Source organism: Photobacterium proteolyticum (genome assembly GCF_001939735.1).
Lineage (GTDB): Bacteria > Pseudomonadota > Gammaproteobacteria > Enterobacterales > Vibrionaceae > Photobacterium > Photobacterium proteolyticum.
The window spans coordinates 1-12,071 of record NZ_MJIL01000055.1 but is presented as its reverse complement, the minus strand read 5'-3'; the positions used below and the strand labels follow the sequence as shown (position 1 = coordinate 12,071).

The window sequence follows — 12,071 nt, the reverse complement described above, 5'->3', positions numbered from 1 at the left end:
TGGCCAAAAACACTTAACTGTAAATTTTTCTTTACGAGTGGTGTTTTTTCTTTACACGGTGTTGCCAAGGGGCGAAATCCCTTGCTATTGTGACGCCATGTAGCAGGGCAATCCTGTTTTAACCTCATCAGAATAATTTGAATATTTTAAAATTACAGGGAAGCCAATATGCAAAAAGACCAGCTGAATAATGTCCATATTCAAGATGAATCTGTCCTGATCACGCCGAAAGAGCTGCGCAGCAAACTGTCTGTCAGTGATGCAGGGCTGGATTTCGTGCGTCAGTCCCGTCAGACAATTGCCGATATTATCCACAAGCGTGACCACCGTCTGCTGGTAGTGTGCGGACCGTGCTCGATTCACGATATCGAAGCGGCAAAAAGTTATGCTGTAAAGCTTAAGCAGCTGTCAGACGAGCTGAGTGATCAGCTGTATATTGTGATGAGGGTGTATTTTGAAAAACCACGTACTACCGTTGGCTGGAAGGGGTTGATCAATGACCCGCACCTTGACGGCTCGTTTGAAGTCGAGGAAGGCCTGCATATTGCCCGTCAGCTGCTGATCGACCTGGTGGAGATGGGGATCCCGCTGGCTACCGAGGCCTTGGATCCTATCAGCCCTCAGTACCTGGGAGATTTGTTCAGCTGGGCGGCGATTGGTGCCCGTACCACCGAGTCACAAACTCACCGCGAGATGGCCAGTGGTCTGTCGATGCCGGTTGGGTTTAAAAACGGTACTGACGGCAGCCTGGGAACGGCAATCAATGCCATGCAGGCTGCTGCTTCGGGTCACCGTTTTATGGGGATTAACCGCGAGGGACAGGTGGCCTTGCTTAATACTCAGGGCAACCCGGATGGGCATGTGATCCTACGTGGTGGCAAGCAGACTAACTATGATTCTGTTTCAGTGACGGAATGTGAAAACGAGATGGCAGCATCAGGCCTTTCTCCGTCCTTGATGATAGACTGTAGCCACGCTAACTCCAGAAAGGACTACCGTCGCCAGCCGCTGGTGGCCGAAGATGTGATCCACCAGATCCGCGAAGGCAACCAGTCAATCATCGGTCTTATGTTGGAAAGCCATCTGAACGAGGGCAGCCAGAGTGCAGACTTGTCGCGTGATGAGATGGCCTATGGCATTTCTATTACCGATGCCTGTATCAGCTGGGAGACAACGGAAACATTGCTTCGCCATACTCATCAAGAGTTGGAGCCGTTTTTGGCCGAGCGAAACTAACCGGTAACGACGGAGTTGTTTGAGGGAGTGCTCAACCAGTAATTTAGGCAGATTAACCGGTACAGTCAGTTCTGTACCGGTTACTTGTCTCTGGATAGTTGCTGGGGAGCTGTGGCGGAACAAATACAGAATTAATACGGATCGCAAAATCATGGTTGCCGAACTAAGTAAATTACGAGATCAAATCGATGATGTTGATCAGCAGATGGTCGAGCTGCTTGCCCGCCGTCTGGCATTGGTCGAGGAAGTGGGTCATGTCAAAAGTCAGCATGGCCTGCCGATCTATGCGCCGGATCGTGAAGCAGCCATGCTGGCTTCACGCCGTCAGGAGGCGGAAAACAAAGGGGTCCCACCTGATCTTATTGAAGATATTTTACGCCGTACCATGCGAGAGTCTTATGCCAGTGAAAATGATTCTGGCTTTAAGTGCCTGAAGCCGGACTTACGTCCGGTAGTGGTTGTCGGCGGCTATGGCCAGCTGGGCGGCCTGTTTTGCCGACTGTTTGAATTGTCGGGCTATGAAGTTCGTAAACTGGGCAGCCAGGATTGGGATCGGGCCGATGAGCTGCTGGCTGATGCCGGTATGGTGGTCGTGTCGGTGCCGATTAACCTCACCGAAGCGGTGATCGCCAAGTTAGGAAACCTGCCGGAGGACTGTATTCTGGCTGACCTGACGTCGGTTAAAAGCGGTCCGCTTCAGGCGATGCTGGAAGTCCACAATGGCCCGGTTGTTGGCCTGCACCCGATGTTTGGGCCTGACATTGCCAGCCTGGCCAAACAGGTGATTGCCTACTGTGACGGTCGCAACCCCGAGAGTTACCAGTGGCTGTTGGAGCAGTTGCAGATCTGGGGAGCCAGCCTGAACCGGATCAGTGCGATTGAGCACGATCAGGGAATGACGCTCATTCAGGCATTGCGCCACTTTACGTCCTTTGTCTACGGCCTGCACCTGGCCGAAGAGGATCCGAAGCTGGAGCAACTACTGTCACTGAGCTCGCCGATTTACCGTCTGGAACTGGCGATGGTCGGGCGCCTGTTTGCCCAGGATGCCCAGTTGTATGCCGATATTATTATGTCCTCACCGCAGAATCTGGCGATGATCAAGCGCTTCCATCAGCGCTTCGGCGAAGCGATAGAAATGCTCGATAGCCAGGATAAGCAAACCTTCAAGCAGGCATTTGGCCAGGTTGAACATTGGTTTGGAGACTATGCACAGCATTTTTTAATCGAGAGCCAGGGATTGCTTAGACAGGCGAACGATTCAACGCATAGAAAATAACACATGTGCCGGGGGCTGAAGTCCAAGCTCAGAAGCCCGAGCACTTGAACGAAAAAAGCCCACGATCGTGGGCTTTTTGCATGACAGCAACTAGATAGCCTCAGGGGCGTTACTCGTTTATCTCGACTTCTGTCGGGTTAACATTCTCACTCGGGTAACATCCAAGCACCTTGATAAAGCGGGTTAGCCGGGTGAGTTCTTCGAGGGCTTCCTGCATCACGTCCGATTTCAGGTTTACCTCGACATCAACATAGAACATCTCTTCCCAAGGGTTACCGATCACCGGACGGGACTCCAGCTTGGTCATATTGATGTTGAGGTTACGCAGAACAAGCAGGCATTCCACCAGTGAGCCGGCCTTCTGGGCCGTCGACATAATGAGCGTGGTCTTGGCCGGGATCAGCGATGTCACTTCCACTGGCTTGCGGGCAACGACGATAAAGCGGGTGAAGTTTTCCTGCTGGTTGGCAATATTGGTCTTGAGCGGCGTCAGGCCGTAAAGCTCACCGCTGGAGGCATTGCCGATAGCTGCTACATTAGGCTGCTTCAGTTCGGCAACCATTTTCATCGCCTCGGCGGTACTGGAGCAGTACTCCTGGGTAATATTTCCCATCGAGTGCAAGTATTCGCTGCATTGCTGGTGTGGCTGTGGGTGCGAGTACAGGGTGTCGATATTATCGAGGCTGGTATCTACCGCAGTCAGCAAGCAGTGTTCAATCGGCTGGGTGATCTCGCCGACAATCGACAGGCTGGTGTGCTGCAGCAGATCGTAGACTTCGTTGATCGAGCCTGAGCTGGTGTTTTCAATTGGCAGGACACCGTAATCGGCATTGCCGGTTTCAACCACGCTCAGGACATCCCGAAACGTCGAGCAGCTGATTTCGACCAGCTTGGTTTGCTTTTTGCTGAAGTAGTTGCGGCTGGCAAGGTTTGAATAGGAGCCTTTGGCACCGAGAAACGAGACTCGGGCGACGGGCTGCAAGCTGTCCGGGTTGGTGAGTTTTTGCAGGTAGGCCTGCTGGAACAAGACGGAATCTTCAATAATCGCATGGAAGATTTGGGTAACATACTGGGCATCGAGCTGTTCGCGTTTGCCCGTTTCAATCAGCCTTAGCAAGAGTTCTTGTTCCCGGGTTTGATCGCGAACAGGCTTGGCTGTCTCAATTTTGCTTTTCGCGACTTCCAGGCTTAGCTGGCGGCGCTCGGCCAGTAGCTTGATAATTTCATTGTCTATACGGCTGACATTTTTTCTGATGTCGTCCAGTGAATACTGTTGCTCTGTCATTGTTAGTCCCTGTCTGTCTGCAACTGCAACCGATACAAAAAAGCCTCCCGGGAAGGAGGCTGTCTGTTCGTCTTTAGCTTATTTCTCGCGTAACGAATAGCCCCCGTTAAGGTGACATAAAAAAGAAGCTAAAGAAAAACAGGTTAAGTAATCGCATTGGTAATAACGGTGTATTTTGTGATGAATATGACTCAACATTATTCAGCCGGTAAGGCCTTGTCAAGCAGAAAGTAAACAGCCCTGCATGGGCAGGGCTGCTTGGGATTGTTTACCCTTTCATACTAGAAGGTAAACAACGCTGTAATCCTCTTAAATAATTATGCTTCAGCTTCTTCTTCTGTTTCTTCAACCCCGGGCTTGCTGCTATGGCTGGCGCGACGTGCTGTTGGCTTATGAGCTTGTTTCTTCAGCTGGCGTTCCAGTTTTTGGTAAACCTCAGTAATGGCACCGTACATATCGTCATGCTCTGCTGAGGCGACTAGTTGACCTCCTGGAATGGCAGCAGATGCTTCAATTTTGAATTGTTTGCCAGGTTCTGTACTGATGGCTGCATTTTTACTGATTAGTGGAACTTGGTACTTTTCTAACTTCTTGAATTTAAACTCAATACGTTCGCGGATAGCAGGGGTGATATCAAGGTTTTTGCCGGTGATGTTTACTGTCATAATTATCTTTCCTCTTTTGCTACCCTTCGTTGGGTTAACTTCAGATTACTAAAATTCCGGCTTAATAATGTGACGGTAGTCACACTTGGGTGCTTGCGATAATGTCTAGAAAAATTCTGTGATCCGGCTTTGCTTGTTGCAAAAAAGTTTGACGAAAGTGCTTGTCGAGGATGAATTAATTAAGGCAGTATGAAGGTATTAGGAACGCTGGTGGCTGGTGCTAACTAGGGATTAAATTCGAACTATAACAATAGCTTGGGTGAAAATTGTCCGCTTTTTTATAGTGTTAATAAATGCCTCTTCATGGCTTGAGCCCAACATCACGCAAAAATATTGATAAAAAAACAGCAGCCATTAGGCTGCTGTTTTTCATTTCGGTGATGGTATTTGCTTATTGCGGGTTGAGGGCAATAAGTTGCTTGGTGTGCTCAAGCGGTTCTTGCAGGCCGAGCTGTTCATAGGCAACAACCATTAGCTCCAGAGACTGGCGGGCTGCTCGGGTGTCCGGGTACTGGCGCTGGATAAGCTGGGCACGATTGATTGCGGCGACCCAGGCTTCGCGGCGAATATAGAAGTCGGCAGTTGCCAGCTCATAATCGGCCAGTCGATTCTTCAGGTAGGTCATTCGTGCTTTGGCATCAGCGGCATAGTGGCTATTTGGATAGCGCTCGAGCAGGCGCTTGAAGTCACGGAAAGCCTTGCGTGACGGCTCGGGATCCCGGTCATGACGATCGATACTAAACAGGTCGTGCATAAAGCTGCGGTCCTGTGCCATATTGGTCAGGCCACGCATATACAGAACCCAATCTGCTTTTTCATGGGCAGGGTTCAGACGGTTAAAGCGGTCAATCGTAGCTTCACCAAGCGCTAAATCATCGTTCTTGTAGTAGGCATAAATCAGATCAAGCTGCACTTGTTCTGAGTAGGCGCCAAACGGATAGCGAGAATCTAATGCTTCCAGTTGTTCGATTGCAGTTATCCAGCTTCCACTTTGTAGTGCCTGCTGAGCAGTTGCATACAGCTCTGATGGCGGTACATCTGGCACTACTTCTTCAGTGCTTGAACAGCCTGAAAGAATGGCAACGGCAAGAAAAGTCGTAATTGTCAGGCGTTTCATTGCGGTGTCTGTTTCCTTGATAAAAATTTTATTTCTGTGGATCCATTACGGACGGAGCCGTTAACAGATACAATGACACTATTAGGTTATTTTACGCAGCGTTTGACGTTTAGTCCCACGCTTTTTGAAAAAGTTCGCTATGGCACAGCAAATTGAGTTAACAAATACAGTAAATGAGAGCCAGCTAGGTCTTCGACTTGATCAGGTTCTCGCTGAATTATATCCGGATTATTCGCGTTCGCGGATCAAAGAATGGATTTTGAATGACATGGTTTCCGTTGACGGCAAAGTCGTTAATAAACCACGTACAAAAATGATGGGCGGTGAAGCACTTTTCGTTCAGGCAGAAGTCGAGGACGAAGTGCGCTGGGAAGCCCAGGACATTCCGCTTGATATTGTTTATGAAGATGAACATATCCTGGTGATCAACAAGCCGCGTGATTTTGTTGTCCACCCGGGTGCTGGTACACCAGATGGTACGGTATTGAATGCCTTGCTGCATCATTGCCCTGAGCTGGCTGAAGTACCTCGTGCGGGGATTGTTCACCGCCTGGATAAAGATACGACAGGCCTGATGGTTGTCGCTAAAACCATTCAAGCTCAGACCCGTCTGGTTCGCGCGTTACAGAAGCGTAAAATTACCCGTGAATATGAAGCGATTGCGATGGGTAAAATGACCGGAGGCGGTACAGTAGAAAAGCCGATTGGCCGTCATTCGACCAAGCGTACCTGCATGGCTGTCCATGAACTGGGCAAGCCGGCGATTACGCATTATCGGGTTGCTGAACACTTCCGTGAGCATACGCGTATTGTTCTTCGTCTTGAAACGGGGCGAACTCACCAGATCCGTGTTCATATGTCTTACCTGACGCATCCGCTGGTGGGTGATGCAACTTACGGTGGTCGTCCGCGTCCGCCTCGTCATGCATCTGACGAGCTGATCCAGGCTCTGCGTGCGTTTGATCGTCAGGCTCTGCATGCGCGTATGTTGCGTCTTGATCACCCAATCACGGGTGAATTGATGGAATGGCATGCGCCGCTTCCTATCGATATGGTTGCAATGATCAATATTCTGCGCAAAGACAAAGAAGAGCATCACGAGGACGACTACTAAGGTGTTTATTGTTCCTGACTGGCCGGTGCCGGCCAATATTAAAGCCGTTTCGACCACTCGTGAGGGAGGGGTAAGTCAACAGCCTTACCAGGGGCTGAACTTAGGCTCGCATGTCGGGGACAGCATTGAACACGTTCAGTGTAATCGCACGCAATTACAGCAAGAACTCGGGCTGGCAGAATCGCCGGCTTGGCTAAACCAAACTCATAGCACGACGGTTATCGGGGTGAATGCGCCATTGGCGGCAACACCGGATGCCGACGGAAGTTATACCCGTGTTGCAGATATAGTTTGTGCAGTGATGACGGCCGACTGTTTGCCTATTTTACTGTGTGATAGTGCAGGTACTCAGGTTGCTGCAGTACATGCCGGCTGGCGTGGTGCAGCAGATGGGATCATCGAGGCTGCTCTGGATACCTTCCATGCACCGGCTGATCAGATCCTAGCCTGGCTCGGGCCGGCAATTGGTCCGGATGCCTTTGAAGTGGGGAACGAGGTGCGTGAGCAGTTTATGGCTGAGTTGCCTCAGGCTGAGCAGGCCTTTAAACCTTACGGTGACAAGTGGCTGGCTGATCTTAATCTGCTGGCCCGCCAACGGTTGCAACGAGCCGGGGTTAGCAAGATCTATGGCGGTGATTTCTGCACATTCAATGAGCCGGAGCGTTTTTACTCCTACCGGCGAGACGGAGTGACTGGCAGGCAGGCCTCGCTGATTTGGATTGAAAGCCAATAGCCTGATTTTGAATTGTAATGCCCTGAGTTTTGGCAAGATAATGAAGCCCTCGTAGTGATACGGGGGCTTTTTGTTTCTGTGGGAGAGCTGGCCCACACACTGATATCAGTAAAGAATTAGGTTCGTGAATTTCTGCGTAACATTGAAAGAATGAAATGATTCATTGGTTGAAAAGTGTTTTGTGTACCACCATATCTATCGAGAGAAAGGATGATATATGGAGGACTTATGCGTCTTGACCGATTTACCAGCAAGTTTCAAATGGCGATATCTGATGCACAGTCGCTGGCTTTAGGGCGAGACCATCAGTATATCGAACCGACCCACCTGATGGTGGCGTTACTAAATCAGGATGGCAGTACGATTCGCCCGTTGCTGACAATGCTGAATGTCGATATTTCCCAATTACGCTCTGGTTTGTCCGAGCTACTGGATCACTTGCCTAAAGTCAGTGGTATCGGTGGTGATGTGCAGTTGTCTCATGGGATGGGTATGCTCCTGAACATGTGCGACAAGCTGGCCCAAAAGCGTAAAGACAAATACATTTCTTCTGAACTATTCATTTTGGCTGCCGTTGACGACAAAGGTCCGTTGGGGCAGTTGCTGAAACAAAAAGGGCTGACAGCCGAGAAGGTCGAAAAGGCCATCGAGCAAGTTCGTGGTGGTCAGAAGGTCGATGATCCCAATGCCGAAGAAAACCGTCAGGCATTGGAAAAGTTCACCATCGATCTGACTGAACGGGCTGAGCAGGGCAAACTCGATCCTGTGATTGGTCGTGATGATGAAATCCGGCGTACAATCCAGGTGCTTCAGCGTCGTACCAAAAATAACCCGGTGATTATAGGTGAGCCAGGTGTCGGTAAAACCGCGATTGTTGAAGGGCTTGCGCAGCGAATTATTAATGGGGAGGTACCGGAAGGACTTCGCCATAAACGTGTTTTGTCTTTGGATATGGGAGCGTTAATTGCCGGGGCAAAATACCGCGGTGAATTCGAAGAGCGACTAAAATCGGTCCTCAACGAGCTTTCTCAGGAAGAAGGCAACATCATATTATTTATCGATGAACTGCACACCATGGTCGGTGCCGGAAAAGGCGAAGGCTCGATGGATGCCGGTAATATGCTCAAGCCGGCTCTGGCGCGAGGCGAGCTGCACTGTGTGGGCGCCACGACGCTGGATGAGTATCGTCAGTACATCGAAAAAGATGCAGCATTGGAACGACGATTCCAGAAGGTGCTGGTGGATGAACCGACAGTCGAAGATACCGTTGCGATTTTACGTGGTCTGAAAGAACGTTATGAGCTTCACCACCATGTTGAAATCACTGACCCTGCTATTGTCGCTGCGGCCGGTCTGTCACACCGCTATATCTCAGACAGGCAATTACCGGATAAGGCAATCGACCTGATCGATGAGGCCGCCTCCAGTATCCGTATGCAGATTGATTCCAAGCCAGAGTCATTGGATCGACTTGATCGTCGGATTATCCAGCTTAAGATCGAGCAGCAGGCGCTGGAAAAAGAAAGTGATGAGGCAAGCCAGAAACGATTAAAGGATTTGTCCGAAGAGCTAGATACCAAAGAGCGAGAATATGCTGAACTGGAAGAGGTGTGGAATGCCGAGAAGGCCGCTCTTTCAGGTACCCAGTATATCAAGACAGAGTTGGAGCAAGCGCGTACCGATATGGAAATAGCGCGTCGTGCCGGCGATCTCAACCGGATGTCAGAACTCCAGTACGGCAAAATCCCTGAACTGGAGAAACAGTTGGATCTGGCAGCTCAGGCAGAGATGCAAGAGATGAGCTTGTTGAAAAACAAGGTTACTGATGCGGAAATTGCCGAAGTGTTATCGCGTCAAACAGGGATTCCTGTGGCCAAGATGCTGGAAGGCGAACGAGACAAACTACTGCGAATGGAGCAGGCGCTACATAAACGCGTGATTGGTCAGGATGAGGCGGTTGAAGCGGTTGCCAATGCGATCCGTCGTAGCCGTGCCGGGCTGTCTGATCCAAATCGGCCAATCGGGTCTTTCTTATTCCTTGGCCCGACCGGGGTTGGTAAAACAGAGCTCTGTAAATCCTTGGCTCACTTTATGTTTGACAGTGAAGATTCCATGGTGCGGATCGACATGTCCGAATTTATGGAAAAGCATTCCGTCGCCCGCCTGGTTGGTGCTCCTCCTGGGTATGTTGGCTATGAAGAAGGTGGCTATCTGACAGAAGCTATTCGCCGTCGGCCATATTCTGTGATTTTGCTTGATGAGGTCGAGAAGGCTCATCCGGATGTGTTCAATATTCTGTTGCAGGTACTTGATGACGGGCGCCTGACCGATGGTCAGGGGCGAACTGTCGACTTCCGAAATAGCGTCATCATCATGACTTCTAACCTTGGCTCTGATCGCATTCAGGAGCACTTTGGTGAGCTTGATTATGAGGGGATAAAAAATACTGTAATGGAAGTGGTCGGCCATCATTTCCGCCCCGAGTTCATTAACCGGGTTGATGAAACGGTGGTATTCCATCCGCTTGGTGAAGAGCACATCAAGAATATCGCAAATATTCAAGTCACACGTTTGATTAAGCGGCTGGAAGAGAAAGACTATCAGCTTGCGTTGCAAGAGAGTGCGTTGGAATTGATTACCAAGGCGGGCTTTGATCCTGTCTATGGAGCAAGACCGCTAAAACGTGCTATCCAACATTATATCGAGAACCCGTTAGCTCAAGATATCCTCTCGGGTAAGTTCGTAACGGGGAAAGTGATTAATCTGGTTGCTGAAAACGATCGGATCACAGCCAAGCAATAACTGCTGATGGTTCGATGGATATCGAACGTTACTGAGATCTAAAGCCCTCGCTTTAAGTTAAAGCGAGGGCTTTTTATTGCTAGCTTGGGTATATACACTCAATTTACTTGAAGAATATAGCTGTACCGTATGGTTTATTCATTCTTTGGCGATCTTGTATGTGCTATGCAGTTTTCATGAAATTTCTTATATAAATCTTCAAGGCGAAGGGAATCATCTCGCAACAATAACTGGCCGTTCTTTTGTAAAGCACTAAACCCGTAGAAACTTTGCTCACTCTTATTGTCGTAAACAAAGTTAAAAGTTCCGAAGGGAGAGCCATTAGTATGGTTAGTAAGTGGTTATGTTGCTTTACCGTTGTTATAGGGATGCTGCCAGTAACAGGCTGGACTGCTAAATGTGATTTAGCCTCGGGAGCGCATGTCACGTTAATTTATTTGGAGGACTATGCAAAAGGGTCGAGTGCTGGACAAATAGTTAAACAAAAAGTCGATTACCTGAAGGGGATAATGGCCAGTGGTGCCTTTGAAGAAAGATCGGCAGTCAATGTCAGCCTTTCTTATTATGCTGATTCTGATAGTGAGGAACAGTTAGTGATCACTCTGAGTAGTGAGTACTTAGGTTCTTATGACGCCATGACCGAATTGATGAACAGTAAAGGGCATGTTTCTATAGATATTTCACAGTGCCAACCGTAATTCTGCATGTTGAATGAGAAGAAAGTTAAATGGGGCTTGGTGCGGTAGCGTTTATGCTCCTTTACCTAGCTTTACTTAAGATTCATATTCGATTCATTTTGATTGCGTTAGTCTGCTTTTGATTTCTGGGGAGGTTTCTTTTGCCACAATGTTGTCATTATCGCTCAGCGGGTTGAGAGCATTGTGGAGTCTGCGAATAGTAAGGAGAGTCTATGAAAAGCCTTATGGATCAACTGTTGAACCAGGCCAGTAAATATGTCGATAGTTCTTCCAAGTCGTCATCCGGTAAAACTGATTTGCTAAAAGGGGCTGCTGCTGGTGGGCTAATGGGGGCGGTATTAGGTAATAAAAAAAGCCGCAAACTGGCGACTAAATATGGAAAGAAAGCCGCCATTCTCGGAGGGACAGCTGTCGTTGGTACGCTGGCTTATCAGGCGTATAAAAAATGGCAGCAGGGAGAGAACGTTGAATGGAAGCCGGCCTCAAACAACGAGGAAGGCCAACCATATGAGTCGCTGTCCTATAACCATACGTCGATAGTTGATCCACTAATACTGATTAAAGCCATGGTTTTTGCGGCGAAAGCTGATGGGCATATTGATAGCAATGAAAAGGAAGCCATTTCGCAATGGTTGCAACAGCAGAATATCGCTCAAGATGTGGAAGGGCTGATAAACCGTTGGATAAATGAACCACTTGACCCACAAGTGATTGCTTCTGAGGTATCTAGCCTCGATCAGGCATCGGAAGTGTACTTGGTCTCACTACTGGCAATCGATGTCGATCATTTTTTAGAGAAGGCATATCTAGATCAGTTGGCGAGTGCGCTTTCTCTGCCGCAAGAGCTGGCTCTACGTATACAAGAGCAGGCTAACTTATAAATCACCGCGTCAATATTGGTGGCTTATTGTACCAAATAGGCCTTATTGGTCATAAATTGTTCGCTTGGGCTGTTTTTAGTGATTTATTTTAAAAATAGCCTTGCCAACGGAATCGAAGTCTCTATAATGCCGCCTCACCGACACGGAGCACGGCGACTTAAGCCAGCAACGTATCGGATTTGTTCTTTAACAATTTGACCATGCAATCTGTGTGGGCACTCGTGAAATGAATAGTCAAAAAAGATTATATCAATGAAACTG

General features: G+C 48.9%; 10 protein-coding genes and 1 other annotated feature. Of the genes, 7 read left to right on the top strand and 3 right to left on the bottom strand.

The window, feature by feature from the left end; all coding sequences use genetic code 11:
- Window positions 1-168 precede the first annotated feature (168 nt).
- Both BIT28_RS07755 and tyrA read left to right on the top strand, forming a co-directional pair.
- Window positions 169-1,236, top strand: coding sequence for a 3-deoxy-7-phosphoheptulonate synthase (locus BIT28_RS07755; protein ID WP_075763062.1), 1,068 nt, complete (start codon window positions 169-171; stop codon window positions 1,234-1,236).
- 151 nt (window positions 1,237-1,387) lie between these two features.
- Window positions 1,388-2,515: a bifunctional chorismate mutase/prephenate dehydrogenase gene (gene tyrA / locus BIT28_RS07750; RefSeq protein WP_075763061.1), complete on the top strand. Its 1,128-nt coding sequence runs from the start codon at window positions 1,388-1,390 to the stop codon at window positions 2,513-2,515.
- A gap of 109 nt (window positions 2,516-2,624) precedes the next feature.
- On the opposite strand, the gene pheA is transcribed toward tyrA, so the two are convergent.
- The 3 genes from pheA to bamD form a co-directional block, all read right to left on the bottom strand.
- Entirely contained in the window at window positions 2,625-3,800 is a 1,176-nt protein-coding gene (pheA, locus tag BIT28_RS07745) for a prephenate dehydratase (RefSeq protein WP_075763060.1), read from the bottom strand.
- Between the two features lie 33 nt (window positions 3,801-3,833).
- Window positions 3,834-3,955: a sequence feature (Phe leader region), on the bottom strand.
- 162 nt (window positions 3,956-4,117) lie between these two features.
- Window positions 4,118-4,465, bottom strand: coding sequence for a ribosome hibernation-promoting factor, HPF/YfiA family (gene hpf, locus BIT28_RS07740; RefSeq protein WP_075763059.1), 348 nt, complete (start codon window positions 4,463-4,465; stop codon window positions 4,118-4,120).
- 391 nt (window positions 4,466-4,856) lie between these two features.
- Window positions 4,857-5,582: an outer membrane protein assembly factor BamD gene (gene bamD / locus BIT28_RS07735; protein ID WP_075763058.1), complete on the bottom strand. Its 726-nt coding sequence runs from the start codon at window positions 5,580-5,582 to the stop codon at window positions 4,857-4,859.
- 139 nt (window positions 5,583-5,721) lie between these two features.
- Here bamD and rluD point away from each other — a divergent pair, with 139 nt between their 5' ends.
- From rluD to BIT28_RS07710, 5 genes are all read left to right on the top strand, one after another.
- Complete coding sequence (gene rluD, locus BIT28_RS07730; protein ID WP_075763057.1) at window positions 5,722-6,696, top strand: 23S rRNA pseudouridine(1911/1915/1917) synthase RluD; 975 nt, start codon at window positions 5,722-5,724, stop codon at window positions 6,694-6,696.
- 1 nt (window position 6,697) lies between these two features.
- Window positions 6,698-7,429, top strand: a complete 732-nt coding sequence (gene pgeF / locus BIT28_RS07725; protein WP_075763056.1) for a peptidoglycan editing factor PgeF — start codon at window positions 6,698-6,700, stop codon at window positions 7,427-7,429.
- 228 nt (window positions 7,430-7,657) lie between these two features.
- A complete protein-coding gene (clpB, locus tag BIT28_RS07720) occupies window positions 7,658-10,231 on the top strand; it encodes an ATP-dependent chaperone ClpB (protein ID WP_075763055.1) in 2,574 nt (857 codons plus the stop codon).
- 326 nt (window positions 10,232-10,557) lie between these two features.
- Entirely contained in the window at window positions 10,558-10,929 is a 372-nt protein-coding gene (locus tag BIT28_RS07715) for a hypothetical protein (protein WP_075763054.1), read from the top strand.
- Between the two features lie 212 nt (window positions 10,930-11,141).
- A complete protein-coding gene (locus BIT28_RS07710) occupies window positions 11,142-11,810 on the top strand; it encodes a tellurite resistance TerB family protein (protein WP_075763053.1) in 669 nt (222 codons plus the stop codon).
- The last annotated feature ends 261 nt before the right edge of the window (window positions 11,811-12,071 follow it).

Excerpts from the sequence above, each read along its gene's own strand:
- BIT28_RS07755 (WP_075763062.1), top strand. The coding sequence starts at position 169 with ATGCAAAAAGACCAGCTGAATAATGTCCATATTCAAGATGAATCTGTC.
- tyrA (WP_075763061.1), top strand. The coding sequence starts at position 1,388 with ATGGTTGCCGAACTAAGTAAATTACGAGATCAAATCGATGATGTTGAT.
- pheA (WP_075763060.1), bottom strand. The coding sequence starts at position 3,800 with ATGACAGAGCAACAGTATTCACTGGACGACATCAGAAAAAATGTCAGC.
- hpf (WP_075763059.1), bottom strand. The coding sequence starts at position 4,465 with ATGACAGTAAACATCACCGGCAAAAACCTTGATATCACCCCTGCTATC.
- bamD (WP_075763058.1), bottom strand. The coding sequence starts at position 5,582 with ATGAAACGCCTGACAATTACGACTTTTCTTGCCGTTGCCATTCTTTCA.
- rluD (WP_075763057.1), top strand. The coding sequence starts at position 5,722 with ATGGCACAGCAAATTGAGTTAACAAATACAGTAAATGAGAGCCAGCTA.
- clpB (WP_075763055.1), top strand. The coding sequence starts at position 7,658 with ATGCGTCTTGACCGATTTACCAGCAAGTTTCAAATGGCGATATCTGAT.
- BIT28_RS07715 (WP_075763054.1), top strand. The coding sequence starts at position 10,558 with ATGGTTAGTAAGTGGTTATGTTGCTTTACCGTTGTTATAGGGATGCTG.
- BIT28_RS07710 (WP_075763053.1), top strand. The coding sequence starts at position 11,142 with ATGAAAAGCCTTATGGATCAACTGTTGAACCAGGCCAGTAAATATGTC.